The 19757-nt window shown below is 44.3% G+C and carries 22 protein-coding genes; all 22 read left to right on the forward strand.

Translation table 11 applies throughout. The features are described 5' to 3' along the window. Positions 1-55 precede the first annotated feature (55 nt). The 22 genes from fliL (at position 56) to OAG1_RS07835 (ending at position 19489) form a co-directional block, all read left to right on the forward strand. Positions 56-565: a flagellar basal body-associated protein FliL gene (gene fliL, locus OAG1_RS07730; RefSeq protein WP_338625437.1), complete on the forward strand. Its 510-nt coding sequence runs from the start codon at positions 56-58 to the stop codon at positions 563-565. A 9-nt stretch (positions 566-574) separates the two neighbouring features. Then, positions 575-1603, forward strand: a complete 1029-nt coding sequence (gene fliM, locus OAG1_RS07735; protein WP_016401708.1) for a flagellar motor switch protein FliM — start codon at positions 575-577, stop codon at positions 1601-1603. Positions 1604-1620: 17 nt separating this feature from the next. Continuing rightward, positions 1621-1992 carry a flagellar motor switch protein FliN gene (fliN, locus tag OAG1_RS07740; protein ID WP_016401707.1) on the forward strand — a complete coding sequence of 124 codons (372 nt, stop codon included), beginning with the start codon at positions 1621-1623 and terminating at the stop codon, positions 1990-1992. Further along, positions 1992-2396 (forward strand): flagellar biosynthetic protein FliO, encoded by a 405-nt coding sequence (gene fliO, locus OAG1_RS07745; RefSeq protein ID WP_338625440.1) that lies wholly within the window; start codon positions 1992-1994, stop codon positions 2394-2396. The genes fliN and fliO overlap by 1 nt, the downstream gene beginning before the upstream one ends. Continuing rightward, entirely contained in the window at positions 2386-3129 is a 744-nt protein-coding gene (fliP, locus tag OAG1_RS07750; RefSeq protein WP_338625442.1) for a flagellar type III secretion system pore protein FliP, read from the forward strand. Before fliO ends, fliP begins: the two co-directional genes overlap by 11 nt. A gap of 16 nt (positions 3130-3145) precedes the next feature. Beyond that, complete coding sequence (locus tag OAG1_RS07755) at positions 3146-3415, forward strand: flagellar biosynthetic protein FliQ (protein WP_338625444.1); 270 nt, start codon at positions 3146-3148, stop codon at positions 3413-3415. After that, positions 3415-4194 carry a flagellar biosynthetic protein FliR gene (gene fliR, locus OAG1_RS07760; protein ID WP_338625446.1) on the forward strand — a complete coding sequence of 260 codons (780 nt, stop codon included), beginning with the start codon at positions 3415-3417 and terminating at the stop codon, positions 4192-4194. Before OAG1_RS07755 ends, fliR begins: the two co-directional genes overlap by 1 nt. An 18-nt stretch (positions 4195-4212) precedes the next feature. Next, positions 4213-5340, forward strand: coding sequence for a flagellar biosynthesis protein FlhB (gene flhB / locus OAG1_RS07765; protein WP_338625448.1), 1128 nt, complete (start codon positions 4213-4215; stop codon positions 5338-5340). A gap of 98 nt (positions 5341-5438) precedes the next feature. Next, positions 5439-7550: a flagellar biosynthesis protein FlhA gene (gene flhA, locus OAG1_RS07770; RefSeq protein ID WP_016401701.1), complete on the forward strand. Its 2112-nt coding sequence runs from the start codon at positions 5439-5441 to the stop codon at positions 7548-7550. 37 nt (positions 7551-7587) lie between these two features. Beyond that, entirely contained in the window at positions 7588-9015 is a 1428-nt protein-coding gene (flhF, locus tag OAG1_RS07775; RefSeq protein WP_338625450.1) for a flagellar biosynthesis protein FlhF, read from the forward strand. Continuing rightward, the gene (locus tag OAG1_RS07780) at positions 9005-9898 is read left to right on the forward strand and encodes a MinD/ParA family protein (RefSeq protein WP_016401699.1); all 894 of its coding nucleotides are present in this window, start codon (positions 9005-9007) and stop codon (positions 9896-9898) included. The genes flhF and OAG1_RS07780 overlap by 11 nt, the downstream gene beginning before the upstream one ends. Further along, positions 9891-10610 (forward strand): RNA polymerase sigma factor FliA, encoded by a 720-nt coding sequence (locus OAG1_RS07785; protein ID WP_016401698.1) that lies wholly within the window; start codon positions 9891-9893, stop codon positions 10608-10610. Before OAG1_RS07780 ends, OAG1_RS07785 begins: the two co-directional genes overlap by 8 nt. A gap of 127 nt (positions 10611-10737) precedes the next feature. After that, complete coding sequence (gene cheY / locus OAG1_RS07790) at positions 10738-11121, forward strand: chemotaxis response regulator CheY (RefSeq protein WP_084681816.1); 384 nt, start codon at positions 10738-10740, stop codon at positions 11119-11121. 13 nt (positions 11122-11134) lie between these two features. Then, positions 11135-11875: a protein phosphatase CheZ gene (locus OAG1_RS07795; RefSeq protein ID WP_016401696.1), complete on the forward strand. Its 741-nt coding sequence runs from the start codon at positions 11135-11137 to the stop codon at positions 11873-11875. 11 nt (positions 11876-11886) lie between these two features. Beyond that, entirely contained in the window at positions 11887-14028 is a 2142-nt protein-coding gene (locus tag OAG1_RS07800) for a chemotaxis protein CheA (protein ID WP_338625457.1), read from the forward strand. A gap of 25 nt (positions 14029-14053) precedes the next feature. Next, the gene (locus OAG1_RS07805) at positions 14054-15178 is read left to right on the forward strand and encodes a chemotaxis response regulator protein-glutamate methylesterase (RefSeq protein WP_338625459.1); all 1125 of its coding nucleotides are present in this window, start codon (positions 14054-14056) and stop codon (positions 15176-15178) included. Continuing rightward, positions 15171-15917 carry a flagellar motor protein gene (locus tag OAG1_RS07810; protein WP_338625461.1) on the forward strand — a complete coding sequence of 249 codons (747 nt, stop codon included), beginning with the start codon at positions 15171-15173 and terminating at the stop codon, positions 15915-15917. The genes OAG1_RS07805 and OAG1_RS07810 overlap by 8 nt, the downstream gene beginning before the upstream one ends. Before the next feature lies 1 nt (position 15918). Then, the gene (locus OAG1_RS07815; RefSeq protein ID WP_338625463.1) at positions 15919-16842 is read left to right on the forward strand and encodes a flagellar motor protein MotB; all 924 of its coding nucleotides are present in this window, start codon (positions 15919-15921) and stop codon (positions 16840-16842) included. Then, the gene (locus OAG1_RS07820; protein WP_016401691.1) at positions 16842-17627 is read left to right on the forward strand and encodes a ParA family protein; all 786 of its coding nucleotides are present in this window, start codon (positions 16842-16844) and stop codon (positions 17625-17627) included. The genes OAG1_RS07815 and OAG1_RS07820 overlap by 1 nt, the downstream gene beginning before the upstream one ends. Further along, positions 17624-18436, forward strand: a complete 813-nt coding sequence (locus tag OAG1_RS07825; protein ID WP_338625466.1) for a chemotaxis protein CheW — start codon at positions 17624-17626, stop codon at positions 18434-18436. The genes OAG1_RS07820 and OAG1_RS07825 overlap by 4 nt, the downstream gene beginning before the upstream one ends. A gap of 138 nt (positions 18437-18574) precedes the next feature. Further along, on the forward strand, positions 18575-19063 hold the full coding sequence (locus tag OAG1_RS07830) for a chemotaxis protein CheW (protein ID WP_016401689.1): 489 nt from the start codon (positions 18575-18577) through the stop codon (positions 19061-19063). Continuing rightward, a complete protein-coding gene (locus OAG1_RS07835; RefSeq protein WP_338625469.1) occupies positions 19064-19489 on the forward strand; it encodes a DUF2802 domain-containing protein in 426 nt (141 codons plus the stop codon). The last annotated feature ends 268 nt before the right edge of the window (positions 19490-19757 follow it).

Raw genomic sequence — 19757 nt, forward strand, 5'->3', positions numbered from 1 at the left:
CCTCTTAACTATGTAATAATAAAAGCAGTTTAGCGATAATTTCATGGAAGCGTAGATGGCTGAAGAATCAGAATTAAAAGTAGAAGATGGTGAAGGTGGCAGTAAAAAGAAGCTAATTATCATCATCGCTATTGTAGCCGTGTTGGTGATTGGTGGTGTGGTTGGCTTTTTGTTAATGGGCGGCGACTCAGATGAAGCCCCAGCTGCAGCAGAACCAGCAGAGGAAGCAACGTCTTCAGTTACTCATACAGCCTTATATGTAGGTATGCCTAGACCATTCGTATTTAATATTGTGGGCGACCACCGAGATCGCTTAGTACAAATTAAAGTACAATTATTGGTTCGTGGTACTGCCAATGAAGAAGCCGCCAAGCTTCATATTCCATTGATTGAAGGGACCTTATTGAGTGTATTTAGCTCTGCAACCGTAGAAGACTTATCAACTCAAGAAGGCAAAGACAAAATTCGCGAGAATTCGTTAACTGAGACACAAAAAGCATTAAAAGAGATAACCGGTAAAGTAGTGGTAGAAAAAATCCTATTCACCGGCTTTGTAATGCAATAAAGGACCAACGTGAGCGATTTATTAAGCCAAGACGAGATCGATGCGCTATTACATGGTGTTGATGACATAGAAGAGGACATCATAGAGCCAGAAATGTCTGGCAGTGTGGTGGAGTTTGACTTCTCTTCTCAAGATCGAATCGTTCGTGGACGAATGCCAACTCTTGAGTTGGTTAATGAACGATTTGCTAGGCATATGCGAATTAGCCTATTTAATATGATGCGCCGCACAGCGGAAGTCTCGATTAATGGCGTGCAAATGATTAAGTTTGGCGAATACGTTCACACGCTATTTGTTCCTACCAGTTTAAACATGGTTCGTTTTCGACCTTTAAAAGGTACTGCATTAGTCACCATGGAAGCACGTTTAGTGTTCATTTTGGTAGAGAACTTCTTCGGTGGAGATGGGCGTTATCATGCCAAAATTGAAGGCCGAGAGTTTACACCTACCGAGCGACGCATTATTCAAATGCTGCTTAAAATTATTTTTGAAGACTATGTAGAAGCTTGGGCGCCAGTAATGGATGTTGGCTTCGATTATTTGGACTCAGAAGTAAACCCGGCAATGGCCAATATCGTGAGCCCCACTGAAGTGATTGTTGTTAGTTCATTTCATATTGAACTGGATGGCGGCGGGGGCGACTTCCATATATCTATGCCGTATTCAATGTTGGAGCCGATTCGAGAGCTCTTAGATGCGGGTGTGCAAAGTGATAAACAAGACACCGACCAGCGTTGGAGCTCAGCACTAAGTGATGAAATCATGGATGTGCCAGTGGGTTTACATACCAAATTGCTAGAAACTGACGTAACGTTGCGTCAGTTAATGGATCTCAAAGCGGGTGATATTATCCCGGTTGAGATGCCTGAAACTGCTATGTTATATGTTGAAGATTTACCTAGTTACCGAGTTAAACTTGGTAGACAAAAAGAAAAAATGGCACTGAAAATTGATACTCAGTTAAAACGTCCAGACACTGTGAAGAGTGACCTTGAAATGGTGGTAAGTAGCCGCCGTTCATCACCGGGCGACGAGTAAAGTAATAAGGATAAAATATGAGTGATCAAGATGATATGGCTGATGAGTGGGCAGCAGCAATGGCCGAAGCCGAGCCTGCTCCGCTTGAAGACTTTGTCGATGAATCAAAACCCATAACCGAAGAAGAGCAACGTAAGCTTGATTCGATTATGGACATTCCTGTAACTATTTCCATGGAAGTAGGCCGCAGCAATATTAGCATCCGTAACCTGTTACAACTTAACCAAGGCTCAGTGGTAGAACTAGATAGGGTTGCCGGCGAACCGTTGGATGTTCTTGTTAATGGAACACTGATTGCGCATGGTGAAGTGGTTGTTGTAAATGATAAGTTTGGTATTCGCCTTACCGACGTTATTAGCCAAACCGAACGTATTAAAAAGCTCAAGTAATGCAACAAGTCCTCGCATTCATCATTGCAGCTGGCATTAGTTTGCCAGCTTTAGCTGAACAAGAAACCACTACTCCTCCCAATAGCCAAGTTGAACTGCTTTCGTGGGTAATGTCTTTGGCTTTAGTCTTAGTCACTATTTTTGTTTGTGCATGGGTACTAAAGAAGACTCGGCTTAGCCAGTTTGCTGGTGGCCAGTCTAAAGTGGTCACTAACTTAGCTTTAGGTACGAGAGAGCGGGTGATGGTGGTAGAAATTGGTGAACAGCAGTACTTAATTGGTGTTACTGCTCAATCTATAAATCTTTTGGATAAGCTCGATAAACCCATTGTTGCCAAGCCGAATAAGATGAGTGGCTCATTCACTAAACAGTTACAAGGATTGTTGGCTAAAAATGAAAAGTAAGCTGTTTATTTGCCTAAGTTTGTTGCTTGGTGTTGTTGCACCCAGCTTTGCTCAGGAAGGTATTTTGCCGGCTATCACTATGACTACTAATCCAGATGGTGGACAAGAGTATTCGGTGACCTTACAAGTCTTGGCTTTGATGACCGCGCTGTCATTTTTGCCTGCATTAGTGATTATGATGACATCCTTCACCCGCATCGTGGTGGTGATGTCTATCTTAAGGCAAGCCATGGGTTTGCAACAAAGCCCGTCAAATCAAGTAATTATTGGCATCGCTTTATTTTTGACCTTTTTCATTATGTCGCCGGTAATCGATGAAGTAAATACTCAGGCTGTTCAACCATATTTAAGTGAAGACCTTACTTCGATGCAGGCTTTCGAAAAAGCCAAAGAGCCGCTCAAAGAGTTTATGTTGGCGCAAACCCGGCTAACGGATTTGGAAACCTTTGTTAAAATTGCCAAAGTGGAAGTGGGCTCACCGGAAGAGGTACCCTTTAATGTACTTATTCCTGCCTTTATTACCTCAGAGCTTAAAACCGCTTTCCAAATTGGCTTTATGTTGTTTATTCCCTTCTTGGTTATCGACTTAGTGGTTGCCAGTATCTTGATGGCAATGGGTATGATGATGCTGTCGCCAATGATTGTATCTTTGCCATTTAAGCTAATGCTGTTTGTGTTGGTAGATGGTTGGAGCTTGGTGATGGGCACACTTGCAAATAGTTTTGGCGTATAGACGTAGGAGCCTATAGATGGAACCGGAAGTCTTTGTGGATGTATTTCGCCTTGCCTTAGGCCAAGTGATGCTATTGGTTTCAGCTGCAATTATTCCTAGTCTGTTGGTGGGTTTAATAGTCGCTATTTTCCAAGCCGCCACCTCAATTAACGAACAAACCTTAAGTTTTTTACCTCGTCTATTGGTTACCCTAGGAGCGCTTATTGTCGCTGGTCATTGGTTTACCGAGAAACTAATGGAGTTGTTTTTTACCATGGTGGATATGATTCCTCAGGTTGTTGGCTAATGGAGTTTCCAGCCAGTGTAGTGATGGCCTGGATTGGCCAGTATCTATGGGCGCTTACTCGAGTAGCCGCGATGCTGATGGTATTAGCAAGTTTTGGTGGTAAATCAGTTCCAACTCGGGTGCGATTGTTACTAGCTTTAGCCATCACTTTTGCTTTAGTGCCTATTTTGCCGGAAGTGACTGGAATAGAAGTTTTCTCTTTTCAAGCTGTTATCGTTATTTTGCAGCAGGTACTGATTGGCGCCGCCATTGGATTTATTTCACAATTATTGATGCAAACCTTTGTGGTTGGTGGGCAAATTATTGCGATGCAAACCAGTTTGGGTTTTGCGTCCATGGTCGACCCGAATAACGGCCAAAGTACACCGGTTGTTGGTCAATTCTATTTACTTTTGGCTACCTTATTGTTTCTGGCCATCGACGGCCATTTGCAGTTAATTACTTTAATCGCTATGAGTTTTGAAACACTACCGGTGGGCATGAGTGGCTTAAGTAGTTTGGATTATCAATTGCTAGCAGGCTGGTATTCACAATTATTTTTGGCTGCTTTAGCGCTATCTATATCCTCTGTTGTTGCAATGTTACTGGTTAACTTTTCTTTCGGTATTATGACGCGAGCAGCGCCGCAGCTGAATATTTTTAGTATTGGTTTTGCGGTAAGTATGTTGTTTGGTTTATTCATTCTTTGGCTCACTATTGGTGGGTTTTTGGCGCACTTTGAACGTCAGTGGGAGGTTGGCCGCAGCTTGGCATGTGACATGCTGCTGATTGGTTGTTAAACCAATGGTCTAGTTACTATGGCAGACGACGAACAAGAAAAAACCGAAGACCCCACAGGGAAAAAACTCGAAGAAGCCCGTAACAAAGGGCAGGTAGCCCGTTCTAAAGAGTTAGGCACTGCTGCAGTACTTATTAGCGCAGCTTTAGTCATCATGGCATTTGGCGGTATGCTGGCTGAATCTATGGTCAAGGTTTTCCAAACCGCTTTTGTGATGAGTCGGGAAGAAGTTTTTGACGTAAACTTTATGCTAAAAAACATAGGTATTATGGGTTGGTTATTGTTTAAACCACTTATATGGATCATGGGTTTTATTACTTTAGCCGCGCTTATTGGCAATACTCTATTAGGAGGCATGCCATTTAGCTGGGAGGCTGCTAGGCCAAAAGCCAGTAAAATGTCGCCCATTCAAGGCTTTAAACGAATGTTGGGCATTCAAGCTTTTGTAGAGTTCATCAAAAGCGTCGCTAAAGTGTTGGTGATTGCCGGGGTAGTATGGTTTGTCCTGCAATGGAAGTTTGCTGAAATTCTTACGCTTAGCATGCAGTCTATTCCTGGTTCAATTGTTAATGCCTTGGATATGCTGCAATGGATGCTGTTAGCTTTAGTATGTAGCTTGATTATTATTGTGATCATTGATGTGCCTTATCAAATTTGGAATCACAACAAGCAGCTTAAAATGTCTAAGCAAGAAGTAAAAGACGAGCATAAAAACATGGAGGGTAGCCCTGAAGTAAAAGGGCGTATTCGCCGCTTACAAATGGAAATGGCTGCTCGTCGAATGATGGCCGACGTACCTCAGGCGGACGTTGTTGTTACCAACCCAACACATTTTTCTGTAGCGCTAAAATACGACAGCAATGGCAGTGGAGCGCCAAAAGTAGTGGCTAAAGGGGTAGATGAAGTAGCCATGAAAATTCGCGAAATTGCACGTCACTATGATGTACCAGTGATGCAAGCGCCTGCTTTAACTCGTTCCTTGTATCACACAACTAAACTTGGCCATGATATTCCTGAAGGCTTGTACGTTGCAGTGGCACAAGTACTTGCTTTTGTTTTCCAGCTTGAGCAATACCGCAAAGGTAAAGGCAAGCGTCCTAAACCGGTTGTTGATGATCTACCTATTCCAGATGATTTGAGATATTAACCTCAGTTTCAGCACTTACTTGGAGTGTTTTATGTGGTTGGCTCAGTTATTGCTTTTCTCGTTTCATCAGTTGTTAGGAAGTCAGTATTTCGTCATTTATGGAAATCATCAATCGCCTCACCAGCTTTAAGCTTCAAGATCTAAAAAAAGTTGATGTCAATGTTATAAAGGGCTTTGGCACGCCTATGGTAGTGCTAGCTACTTTAGGCATGGTGGTTTTACCAATGGCCGCGTGGCTATTGGATATTCTGTTTGCTTTCAATATCTCTCTTGCCTTAGTGGTGTTATTGGTTGCTGTTTATACCAAGCGCCCGCTAGATTTTGCGGTGTTTCCTACCGTGTTGTTAATTGCTACTTTATTACGTTTGGCCTTGAACGTTGCCTCTACTCGAGTCGTTTTGTTAGAAGGGCATAACGGTGGGAATGCTGCTGGTAATGTAATTGAAGCTTTTGGTTCAGTGGTTATTGGCGGGAACTACGCTGTTGGTTTGGTGGTATTCCTGATCTTGATGATTATCAACTTTGTAGTAGTAACAAAAGGTGCAGGCCGTATCGCAGAAGTAAGCGCGCGCTTTACCTTGGATGCCATGCCCGGTAAGCAAATGGCGATTGATGCTGATTTAAATGCTGGCATTATCGACCAAGAACAAGCCCGTGAACGCCGCGCTGACGTAACCAACGAAGCTGATTTTTATGGTTCAATGGATGGTGCTAGTAAGTTTGTTAAAGGTGATGCCATAGCCGGCATATTGATTCTATTCATCAATATCTTAGGCGGTTTCATTATTGGTGTGGCCCAGCATGACCTAACCTTCGCTCAAGCTGCAGAGGTATACACCTTACTGACCATTGGTGATGGCTTAGTTGCGCAAATCCCGTCTTTACTATTGTCTATCGCTGCTGCCTTAGTGGTTACTCGCCAAAATACCGAAGCGGATATGGGTGAGCAGGTAAGCTTGCAAATGTTCAAAGATCCACGAGTAATGATTATTTGTGGCTCGATTCTTTTCATTATGGGCATTGTGCCTGGCATGCCTCATTTAGCGTTTTTGAGTTGTGCAGCGGTCTGTTTAGGTGCTGCGTGGATGCGACATAAAGGCGATGCTAAGAAAGCTGCCGAGACTGCATTACAACCTGCTTCTTCCAGTTCTAATGTGAGCAGTGAACCAAAAGAGCTAGGTTGGGATGATGTTCAACCGGTTGATGTGATTGGTCTTGAGGTAGGCTATCGCTTAATTCCATTGGTGGATAAATCTCAAGGCGGCGAATTATTGGCGCGTATTAAAGGCGTGCGTAAGAAGCTATCGCAAGATTTGGGTTTTCTGGTCCCTGCCGTGCATATTCGAGATAACCTAGATTTGGGCCCAAACCAGTATCGAATCACCCTAATGGGCGTGACTTACGGTGAGTCGGAAGTGTTCCACGACCGCGAAATGGCTATTAACCCTGGCCAAGTATTTGGTAAAATTGAAGGCCAAGCTACCACAGATCCTGCCTTTGGCTTGGAAGCCGCTTGGGTAGCTACTGAGCAGCGCGAACATGCACAAACATTGGGTTATACGGTGGTTGATTCCGCCACGGTTGTCGCAACCCATTTAAGTCAGCTTCTTACTAACAATGCTGCCAGCCTACTTGGCCACGAAGAAGTTCAAAACCTACTTGATATGCTAGGTGGCAGCTTGCCTAAATTGGTTGAAGGCCTAGTGCCAGACACTATGACTTTGTCTACGGTGGTTAAGGTACTGCAAAACCTACTTAATGAAGGTGTGCCTATTCGTGATGTTCGCAGCATTGTTCAAACCTTGGTTGAATATGGGCCTAAGAGCCAAGACCCCGATATTCTTACCGCCGCCTGTCGTATTTCGTTAAAACGTTTAATCGTTCAAGAATTGATTGGCAGCGAGGCCGAACTTCCAGTAATTACTTTGTCTCCAGACTTGGAGCAGATATTGCATCAGTCTATGCAAGCGGCAGGAAACGATGGCGCAGGTATGGAGCCAGGTTTGGCAGAGAAACTCCAAGTATCATTAACGGAGGCGTGTCAAAACCAAGAAATGGCCGGTCAACCCGCTATCTTGTTAACCTCGGGCATACTGCGTTCAAGCATGTCTCGATTTGTTAAAACAGCAATGCCTGCATTAAGGGTTCTGTCTTATCAAGAAGTGCCAGAAGATAAACAAATACGAATTGTGAGTTCAGTGGGGCAGTAGCTTCAGCGAATTAGCAAAAGGAAGGTGAACAGTGAAAATGAAACGCTTTTTTGCAAAAGATATGCGAACCGCACTAGCCGAAGTGAAGGAAACACTTGGCAGCGATGCAGTTATCATGTCTAACAAAAAGGTAACCGGTGGCATCGAGATTGTTGCTGCGGTTGAACCTTCTAGCGCTAAACAAGCTGCGCCTAAAAACGATAGAGCATTGCCTGAAGATAGCGTCAATTTGTCGTCTATGAATGCTGGCGCTGCCAAAAAAGCGCCAACAAAACAGCATCCAAGTCATGATTTTGACGAAAATGCCAGTTTGAAAGATAACCTAACCAACTTTATGCAGCGCCATCAAAAGCGTCAGCAAGAAAACTTGCAACAGTCTCAGCAAAAGCAGCAACAGCAGCGCCCTCGCACCGTTCAGGCGCCACGCTCTTTAGCTCAACAACAAGGTTGGGCGCAGCAAGGCTCCATATCAAATAAACCAACAAATACGTCTCTTGGTGGACAACCAGCTAGCTCAGCATCAGCTGCTGCAGGCAACGAAGTTGGTGAGCTTAAAAAAGAAATGGCCGCCATGCGCAAGTTGCTTGAGCATCAAGTATCTGGACTAATGTGGCAGGAAGTAGAGCGCCAAGAACCGGTTCGCGCGATGTTAATTAAGCAGTTGCAGCTAGTTGGCTTTGATGAAGATATGGCCGACCAAATAGCAGGATACATTCCCGAAGAGCTCGGCGTTCAGGAAGGCTGGCAGCATTTACGTGAACTATTAGTCAATCAACTACCGGTTGGCCAAGATGAGATTTTGTTAAAGGGTGGGGCTATTGCGTTGCTTGGCCCAACGGGTGTAGGAAAAACAACCACCATCGCCAAGTTAGCAGCACAGTTTGCAATGCGCCATGGCGCCGAAAGTGTGGCGATGATTACTACAGACACCTACCGTATTGGTGCTCATGAACAACTTGCTACTTACGGCAAAATTATGGGCTGCGCCGTACGTGTCGCCAATGATGAAGAAGAGCTTTCACAGTTGCTTTATCAGTTTAAAGACAAAAAGTTGGTACTTATTGATACCGCTGGCATGAGCCAACGAGATCTTCGCTTACACGAACAATTAGACAAGCTAGTAAAAAACAGCCGCGTGAACATTCGTAACTATTTGGTGATGTCGGCCAACGCGCAGCGTCAGGTAATTGAAGAAACTGTGAACCAATTTCAGCGAATTCCTTTAGCTGGTACCATACTTACCAAATTAGATGAAAGTTTAGCATTAGGCGAAGTGTTAAATGTAACCTTGCGCCACGCCTTACCAATAAGTTACGTTACTCACGGGCAACAAGTGCCTGAAGATATTGCGGTAGCTGCGCCTACCCAATTAATTGAACAAGCATTATCGGTTATCGATAAGCAAAGCCAGCAACATTTCTGGTTTAGTGAAACCGAACAACAAAAGGTTTCAGATGTATTCTAAAGACAATGAATTTGACCAAGCTAGCGGCTTAAGAATGATGCAACAAAAAAACAATGTGAAAGTCATCGCTGTAACTGGCGGCAAAGGGGGCGTAGGTAAAACTAACGTCACTCTTAACATGGGCATAGCCATGGCTGCGCAAGGTAAGCGCGTAATGGTTCTGGATGCCGACTTAGGCCTAGCAAATGTAGATGTGCTGCTTGGTTTACGTGTAACTAAAAACCTCTCTCACGTTCTATCCGGTGAATGCACCTTAGATGAAGTATTAGTTAAAGGGCCCAATGGGATCTTAATTGCACCAGCTACTTCTGGTACTCAATCAATGGTGGAACTCAGTCCTGCGGAACACGCCGGACTTATTCGTGCTTTTAGCAGTATGAAAACACCTATTGATGTGTTGTTGGTTGATACTGCAGCGGGCATCTCCGACATGGTGCTAAGTTTTGCCAAAGCGTCACAAGATATATTAGTGGTGGTGTGCGATGAGCCAACCTCTATTACCGATGCTTATGCGCTCATAAAGCTGCTTTCAAACCAGCACGGTGTCTACAAATTTAAAGTGGTAGCAAATATGGTTCGTAGCTTACGCGAAGGCCAAGAATTGTTTGCTAAGCTTACTCGAGTTACCGATCGTTTCTTGGATGCTACACTCGAATTGGTATCTTGTATTCCTTATGACAATAACGTGCGCTTAGCCGTAAGGAAGCAGCGAGTAGTGGTAGAAGCCTACCCTAAGTCTCCTGCATCTTTGGCATTTCGCTCACTAGCAAGTAAAGCTTCTACTTGGCCAATTCCTGAACAAGCAGGTGGGCATTTAGAATTTTTCATCGAGAACCTTCTCGAGTTTGGACAACGTAAAAATAGAGAACAGCTTAGTGAATAAAGTTGCCGCTTATGCCAGCGCTAATGACACTAATGTTTTGGTGGAGCGCCATGCAAACTTGGTCAAACGGATAGCCCATCACCTAATGGCTAGGCTTCCGGCTAGCGTGATTGTTGATGACTTGATCCAATCAGGAATGATTGGCCTAATCGAAGCCGCGCGTAACTTTGATGGCTCTAAAGGGGCTAGCTTCGAAACCTACGCCGGCATCCGCATTCGTGGCTCGATGCTTGACGAAATTCGTCGTGGCGATTGGGTTCCGCGCTCGGTACATAAAAACAGCCGCGCCATCAGTGATGCAATCGCTGAAGTCGAGAAAGAAAAAAACGGTGACGCAAAAGACGCCGAGGTTGCTGCAAAGCTTGGCGTAAGCTTAAGTGAGTATCACTCAATGTTGTCTGATGTAAATTGCGGACGCATTTTAGGTATCGATGATCTAGGTGTGAGTGAAGACGTCATATCAAGTGAAGAAAGTCGAGAACTAAACCGACCCTTTGAAGGTTTTGCCAATCAACGCTTTCAACAATCTCTTGCCGAATGTATTAAAGGTCTTCCAGAGAGAGAAGCATTGGTTTTGTCCCTCTATTATGATGAAGAACTTAACCTAAAAGAAATTGGTGAAGTATTGAGCGTAAGCGAGTCCCGAGTCAGTCAAATTCATAGTCAAGCGCTTGCTCGAGTTAAAACTCGAATGCGAGATTGGACACAATAGAGAAATTCATCCTTACATTTCTTGTAAAAGATGGACTAAAATTGTGTTTATTAAGGCATAATATCTATATTACATAAATTTTTGGCCTATTTAGTGGCTTGTAAAACATCCTGTTGGGGGACGTACCTTGGATAAAAATATGAAAATTCTGGTTGTTGATGATTTTTCAACGATGAGAAGGATTATTAAAAACCTACTTAGAGATCTTGGCTTCAACAATACTCATGAAGCCGATGACGGAAATACCGCATTACCTATGCTTAAAGGCGGCGATTTCGAATTTGTAGTAACTGATTGGAACATGCCCGGAATGGAAGGCATCGACCTATTGAAAAATATTCGTGCCGACGAAAGTTTGTCTCACTTACCTGTTTTAATGGTAACTGCCGAAGCAAAACGTGAACAGATCATCGAAGCTGCTCAAGCCGGCGTAAATGGATATATTGTTAAACCTTTCACTGCAGCCACGCTAAAAGAGAAGCTAGATAAGATTTTCGAAAGACTACAATAAGAAAGGAAGATGCGTGAGCACAGATACTCCGATTATTTCACTAGCCGACGCCAAATCTTTGGTTGCGCTACTTGAAGAAGGAAATGTCGCCGAGGCGAATCAACTTGTTAGTGAGCTTTGTGCTCCAAAAGCTAACCTGCTATTTGATAAGGTTGGGCAGCTCACTCGTCAGCTTCATGACTCTTTAAATGAATTTAAACTCGATATTCGAATTAACGAGTTAGCTAATCAAGAAATACCAGACGCTAAAGAGCGGTTGAACTATGTGATAGAGATGACCGATCAAGCGGCCAATAAAACCATGGACGCAGTAGAGTCTGGCCTTCCAATTGCCGATCAATTAACTAACGAAATCAACAGTATCATGCCTATATGGCAAAGTTTGATGGAACGAAGAATTGAAATCGGCCAATTTAAGGCGCTATGTCACCAAATCGATATTTTCCTTAATAGTTCTTCAGCAAATGCCGATAAACTACGTAGCATGTTAACCGAAATATTGATGGCTCAAGATTTCCAAGATTTAACCGGTCAGATGATTCGTAAGGTAATCACCTTGGTGCAAGAGGTGGAAGAAAGTCTGGTTGAAATGCTTACCTTGTTTGGAAATGAGAACGCCGAAGTAGTAGAAAATAAAAAAGTGACGAAATCTGCTATCGAAGCCGAAGGGCCAATATTAAATAAAGAGCAAAGGGACGACGTTGTTAACGACCAAGATGATGTTGATGACTTGTTGTCTAGTTTAGGATTTTAAGGGAGTAGCGCATGTCGTTTGATGTAGATGAAGACATCTTACAAGACTTTCTCGTAGAAGCGGCGGAGATCCTTGAGCAGCTGTCTGAACAGCTGGTTGATTTAGAAAAACGTCCAGATGACAGTGACTTGTTAAATGCCATATTTCGTGGCTTCCATACAGTTAAAGGTGGAGCAGGCTTTTTGTCATTGACCGAACTGGTTGATGTTTGTCACGGAGCTGAGAACATTTTTGACACCTTGCGCAATGGTGGAAGAAGCGTATCACCTGAGCTAATGGATGTGATTCTTGAAGCGCTAGATTCAGTTAATGATATGTTCGCTCAAGTTCAAGCACGTGAGCCCTTAACACCTGCGTCTCCTGAACTAATTGAAAGCTTACATCAATTGTCTCGCCCAGAGTCTGCTGACGAAGTGGCTGCAGAGCCAGAGCCAGAGCCAGAGCCAGAGCCAGAGCCAGTAGCTGCGGCTCCAAGTGCCGATGCCGGCAATATTGACGAAATTACCGACGACGAGTTTGAGCGTTTGCTTGATGAGCTGCATGGCTCAGCCGCACCTGCTGCGGCCGCAACACCAAAACCTGCTCCCGCCGCTCCAGCTGATAAAGCTTCCAGCGATGGTGATATTTCAGATGATGAATTTGAAAAACTGTTGGATGAACTGCATGGTTCTAAGGCGCCAGGTGCTGGACAAGCGGCTGCCCCTAAAACGCCAGAAGTAGCGAAGCATAGTTCAAATGCTGATGAAATTGGCGATGATGAATTTGAGAAACTGCTAGACCAGCTACATGGTGCAGGCAAAGCACCAGACACTAAAGCCGCTCCAGCTAAGCCAGCAGCTAAAGCTGCGCCTAAGCCTGCTGCAAAAATTGAAGCTAGCCCTAAAGCGCCTGCTAAACCGGCAGCTCCGGCCAAACCTGCTGCTAAGGCCGCTCCAGCTAAACAAGAGCCTGCAAAAGCGCCAGCCAAGCAAGCTGTACCTCAAGGCGAAACAACCGTTCGCGTAGATACCCGCACTCTAGACGATATTATGAATATGGTGGGCGAGTTGGTATTGGTACGTAACCGCTTAGTGAGTTTGGGCCTTAATAGTAATGATGAGGATATGTCTAAAGCCACCGCTAACTTGGATGTGGTGACAGCTGATCTTCAAGGTGCGGTAATGAAAACCCGCATGCAGCCAATCAAAAAAGTGTTTGGCCGTTTCCCTCGAGTAGTTCGAGATTTAGCGCGAAGCTTGAAAAAAGACATTAATCTAGAGTTGGTGGGTGAAGATACCGACCTAGATAAAAACTTAGTTGAAGCGCTGGCCGATCCATTGGTTCACTTAGTTCGAAACTCTGTTGACCATGGTATTGAGATGCCAGACGATCGAGTTGCTTCGGGTAAACCTCGTACCGGTGTTATTCGCCTATCAGCCTCACAAGAGGGCGATCATATCTTGCTTAAAATCGAGGATGATGGCGCTGGTATGAATGCCGATAAGCTAAAATCTATTGCGATTGAGCGCGGCGTGCTTGATGCCGATGCCGCTGCTCGCATGCCAGATAAAGATGCTTATAGTCTTATTTTTGCGCCAGGGTTCTCTACTAAGACTGAGATTTCAGACATCTCTGGTCGAGGTGTGGGTATGGACGTGGTGAAAACCAGCATTACCCAACTTAATGGTTCAGTTGATATTGATTCACAGTTGGGGCAAGGTACTACACTACAGATTAAAGTACCGTTAACCTTGGCTATTTTGCCAACTCTGATGGTTGACGTTGGCAAGCAGACTTTTGCTTTACCACTGACTAGCGTGAATGAAATCTTCCACCTAGACCTTACCAAAACTAACGTAGTTGACGGTCAAGAAACTGTGATTGTTCGTGACAAGGCAATTCCGCTATTTTACTTACAAGACTGGTTAATTAGAAATGGTCAATCTGGAGAGCGCAGTTCTCAAGGACACGTGGTTATCGTACAAATTGGCCCACAACAAGTCGGTTTTGTTGTTGATAATCTGATTGGCCAAGAAGAAGTGGTGATCAAAGCACTAGACCAATTATTGCAAGGTACTCCAGGTATGGCTGGTGCGACAATCACTAGTGATGGCCGTATTGCTTTAATTCTTGATATTCCAAGCCTGTTGAAACGCTACGCTCGTAAGATTTAAGCCTAGCCTTTAAGAAGAATCTAACATGGCAATAAAAGTACTTGTAGTTGATGATTCGAGCTTTTTCCGACGCCGGGTAAGCGAGATCATCAACGCGGACCCTTCTTTAGAAGTGGTCGATACCGCGAAAAATGGCCGTGAAGCCATCGACATGGTTGCTCGTCTAAAACCCGATGTAGTGACCATGGATATAGAAATGCCGGTAATGGATGGTATCACTGCCGTTCGTGAAATTATGGCGAAGAATCCCACCCCAGTGCTTATGTTTTCTTCACTAACTCACGAAGGCGCAAAGGCCACTCTTGATGCCCTAGAAGCTGGCGCTCTCGATTTTATTCCTAAAAAATTTGAAGACATAGCACGTGATAGAGAAGAAGCCGTTAGCCTTCTTCAGCAGCGAGTTAAAGCTATTGCTCGCCGTCGTGTTAGTGCTCGTCGAAGTGTTAGCGCACCGGCTCCAAGCACTCCTGTTCGGCCTAGCACAGCTACAAGACCTGCTGTAAAAACACCGCCAACTACTTCAGCTCCTCAACCAAAAGAGCGAGCTACCGCCCGTTTTAAGCCTTCAGGCAAACGCTATAAGTTAGTGGCTATCGGCACTTCCACTGGTGGCCCCGTTGCGCTACAAACCATTCTTACTCAAATACCTGCTGGGTTTTCTAAACCGATTCTATTGGTTCAACATATGCCGGCTACTTTTACTGCGGCTTTTGCTCAGCGACTCAATAGCTTGTCGAGAATCAATGTTAAACAAGCAGAGGACGGTGACGAGTTACGCCCTGGTTGGGCTTATTTAGCACCAGGTGGAAAGCAAATGTTGGTGGAAGGTCGCGGATCTTACGGTCGTTTACGGGTTATTGATGGTAACGATAAAGTAAATTACAAACCGTGTGTTGATATTACTTTTGCCTCACTAGCAAAGAGTCACCAGTCTAATGTATTAGCGATGATACTTACTGGTATGGGGGCCGATGGCAGAGATGGCTCGCGCTTACTAAAAGAGCAGGGCTCTACCATTTGGGCGCAAGATGAAGCCAGTTGCGTGGTGTATGGTATGCCTCAAGCGGTTGCTAGTGCTGGTTTAGCGTCCGAACAACTACCTCTTGATCGCTTTTGTGAAGCGATTGTAGCGGAAATAGGGAATGGATAAACTTAGCATTGCTGGCGTGTTTATCGCCTTCTCTGCTGTTGGTTTAGGTCATTCTTTAGCGGGTGGTAGCTTTTCAGATCTGGTTAATTTGCATGCCTTTATTATTGTTGTAGGTGGTACGGTTGGCGCGGTCATGCTGCAAACGCCTGCTTCTCAATTTGTTCAAGCTATAAAATCCATTCCGCGAGTTTGGCAAAATCAACAACTTGACGTTAAAAAGCAAACTCAGCTAATTTTAAGTTGGTCTCACACAGTTCGTAAAGATGGTTATCTAGTGTTAGAAAAACATCGACAACAAGCCGATGCCTTTAGTGTATTAGGTTTAGAAATGTTGATAGATGGCGCTGAAACCGAGCAGTTAAAGCAGTCGCTAGAAGATATAATCGATCTCGAGCAAAATCGCTTAGAAAAACAAGCTGGGGTGTTTGAAGCGATGGGAGGGTATTGCCCAACCGTTGGTATTCTCGGGGCGGTATTGGGGCTAATTCAAGCCATGGACTTTTTAACTAGCCCTGAGCAATTGGGTCAAGGAATTGCCGTGGCATTTGTTGCCACCATTTATGGGGTAGGGTTCGCCAATTTTGTGTTTTTACCCATTGCTAACAAACTTCGTGCTTTAGCAGGAGAGCGAGCAATATACCAAGAGATGACTCTCGCCGGCTTAGTCTCTATTGCAGAGGGTGCCAATAGTATGGAAGTGCAACGACGCTTGCATAGCTTTAATACGGAACTTAGCTAATATGCGTCATCGCTACGCCACGCAGGCAAAGCGTAACGCAAGTACCGAACGTTGGCTGGTGTCTTACGCCGATTATATGACGCTAATGTTTGCCTTGTTTGTTGTTTTGTATGCCATGGCCATTGCTAATGAAAATGAATATCCCGAATTACAAACCCGATTGCAGCAAGCTATTTCACTTTTCGAAACTGATAAAGTCTCAAATCAAGAAATTGCTGCTATCGACTTAGAAGGTTCCTCAGAGGCCGGCATTTTATCTGGCGGACAATCTATATTAGATGGGGGAGTCTTTAAACGTGTCGAAGCAACTCCAGCAACTAGCGATTATAAAAGCAATGCTGACGATGAAGGATTTATTCAGCTGGCTGAGCAACTGGCAACAGAGTTTAAAGATTTTCTAAAAACCGACGATATAGTAATAAGTTATGATGAACAATGGCTCACTATAGAGCTGGATAGTCGACTGTTTTTTGCTAGTGGCAGTGCGTACTTACTCAAACCTGCTGCTCAGGTTATTGATGTGTTGGCAGAAAAGTTACGTCAAGTTGATAACTATATTCGAGTTCGTGGTTACACTGATGAAGACAGCATTGATAGCGAACTTTACCCTAGCAACTGGGAGTTATCTGCAGCGCGAGCAACACGGGTCTTAAGAGAGTTGCAAGCTAGGGGAGTAGCACCTGCTAGAATGGCATTAGAGGCTTATGCTGAGTTTGCTCCCGACGAAACGAGTACGAGTCGTCGCAAGAACCGAAGGGTAGTCATCGCCTTAGCGAAAACTTTATGGCAACCAAAGGCTGAAGTAAGTCCTGAAGAACCGGAAAAAGGGGAAGCAGAACCGAAAAAACAACCAGACAGTGAAACCATGTTAGCCGTGCCCTTAGAAGGCGGCGGGGTACGTTTTACAACAAGGCAGGAAGAATAGTGAAAGTTTGGACAGTAGCCAATCAAAAAGGTGGCGTAGGTAAAACCACTACGGTAATTTCGCTTGCCGGTTTGTTGGCGCAGCAGGGTAAACGCGTTCTGTTGTTAGATACCGATCCGCATGCTTCGTTAACCAGTTATTTGGGTTTTGATGTTGATAGTGTGCAAGGCACCCTTTACGAGCTTTATCAAAACAGCCAAATTGATGATGCGATGGTTACCCATAGTATTCAGGCCACAGCATTTGATAATCTCGACCTTATCCCCGCCAGTATGGCTTTAGCAACGTTAGATAAAGTGCTAGGTCAACGTGAAGGTATGGGCCTAATTCTCAAACGCATCTTATCTCGCGTTGAAGATAAATATGACCATGTGTTAATTGATTGCCCGCCAGTATTAGGGGTAATGATGGTGAACGCTTTAGCTGCTAGTAACAGGGTGTTAGTGCCAGTACAAACCGAGTTCTTAGCAATTAAAGGCTTGGAGCGAATGGTTAAAACCTTAGCGATTATGCAGCGCTCTTGCCCCGGCCCCTTGCGCTACACTGTGGTTCCAACCATGTATGATAAGCGCACCAGAGCGTCATTAGCAGCGCTTAAAGAACTACAAGAAACTTACCCTAAAAATATTTGGAATTCGGTTATCCCCATCGACACTAAATTTCGCGACGCTAGCCTTCGTCACACTCCACCTTCTTATCATATTAAGAACTGTCGCGGCGTTTTTGCTTATCAAACATTATTAGCGCATTTACTGCAAATGACAGATGAGCAGGGGCTATTATGAACAGTGACAAGTTGATGGAAGAAGCACTAGGCGACTACTTTGATTCATTACTTACTGAATCTGTGCCCGAGCCAGAAAAACGTCCCGAAGTAAAACCAGCAGCTCAAGAAAAAGCAGCACAACACCTGGAGCCGCAAACCAAGCCATTGGAAGAGTTGTTTGCTGAAGCCGAGCAGCGGGTGGCTGCTGTCGCAGAAGCGCAACCGGTATTGCTGCCCATAAAAGAGTTGCCGGAACAAGCGCCTGAGGTTGAAGTTGAGGTAAAGGTTGAGGAACTAGAACAGCCGGTAGAAGAGCAAGAAATTGAGGTCGAAACCGAAACCTCCCTTGCTCCGCAAGAAGAGCCAACAGCCGCAGAATGGCAAAATATTGACACTGATAACGACTTTCAGGTGCTGTTTTTTGAAGTGGCAGGGGTAACTTTTGGTGTGCCGCTTACTCAGCTTGGAGGTATTCACCGAATAAGCGAAGTGAGTCCGTTGTTTGGTAAGCCTCAGTGGTTTTCCGGGATTATGATTGAACGCGAAGAAAAGCTCAGTGTTGTTGATACCGCTAAATGGGTGATGCCAAACCAGCCATTTGAGCCAGACTATAAGTATTTAGTGATGTTAGGTGAAAGTGCTTGGGGCTTAAGCTGTGAAAAACTATTTGGCACTGAGAGGCTTAATCGAGATGACGTTAAATGGCGTTCAACGCCTGGCCAAAGACCTTGGTTAGCCGGAATGGTAAAGCAAAAAATGTGTGCCTTGTTGCATGTTGAAGAACTACAACAAATGCTCGCAGATGGGGTGGATATCGAAGGACATTAAAAATCTGAGAGCCCGATAGGCTTCTCAAGTTGAAAAGGTAGGAAAATCTGCCATTTAGTTTTATAACATATGATATATACTGAATAATATGAGTTGCGAGATCCGATAGGACTCACGAATACTAAAAAGGACACGCAGATGAGCGAGCAGCGTAACATCGCAGAAAATATTGCCGAAGATGAAGTATTACAATGGGTGACTTTTCAGCTAGAAAGTGAAACCTATGGCATCAACGTAATGCAGGTACAAGAAGTATTGCGTTATACCGAAATTGCCCCAGTGCCTGGTGCGCCAAATTATGTACTAGGTATTATTAACTTGCGCGGTAATGTAGTTACGGTTATTGATACCCGTTCACGTTTTGGGTTGCCGTCTTCTGATATCACAGAAAATTCTCGAATTGTGATTATTGAAGCAGAATCTCAAGTGATTGGCATCTTGGTTGATAGTGTTGCAGAAGTGGTTTACTTGCGCTCGTCTGAGATTGATATCGCGCCAAATGTGGGTACTGAAGAAAGCGCTAAGTTTATCCAAGGTGTGAGTAATCGCGACGGACAATTGCTCATCTTAGTTGATCTAAATAAACTGCTTTCTGATGAAGAGTGGGACGAAGTAAGCTCACTATAAATGGATTGGATTAATCTGATTGCCCTAGTGGCAACCGTTGTTTGCCTTGTTGGTGCTATTTGGTTCAGCAACAAGGCACAACAGCAATTGAAAGCCAATGAGCAAAAAATGCAAAGCTTAGAGGTAGTCACCAAAAATCTTCTTCAGTCACATCGAGTGGTTGAAAAGCAACTGCAAGAAATTCATCAAGCCAATGCCTCTCTGGTGGGTGAGTTAGAACGGCAAAGTGAACAAGTAGAGCAGGCTTTTCTTCGTACTTCTCAAATCCAATCGCAAGATCCCGACAGCAAATTGTATACTCGAGCGGTAAAGCTGGTTGAATTAGGAGCAGATTTAGAAGAAGTTATGCGCGAGTGTGAGCTGCCAAAAGCTGAAGCTGAATTGCTACTAAGTTTGCGCAATAAAATGAAAGGGCAAGTGAGTTAAGCTGGTTATAGCTAGAGAATGCTTTTGTTTAGCTGTCCGTGTTTTCACTCAATGATTTAACCTCATTAGCCCGATTCAAATTCTTGGTTTTTTCCTCGCTTCTTTTACATTTCTATTTATGGCTTCATCAATTCAAATAAACTGCGTGAGCATGTTAGCGCTCAACTGAAATACCGCAATATACAAACAGGCTATGTTTTTGTTACTTGTATTGCAAAGCGCTGTAAACATGGCGTTAATCCTTATGCTCAATCTAGTTTTTAGGCTT

This window comes from Agarivorans sp. OAG1 (genome assembly GCF_037076485.1).
Classification (GTDB): Bacteria; Pseudomonadota; Gammaproteobacteria; order Enterobacterales; family Celerinatantimonadaceae; genus Agarivorans; species Agarivorans albus.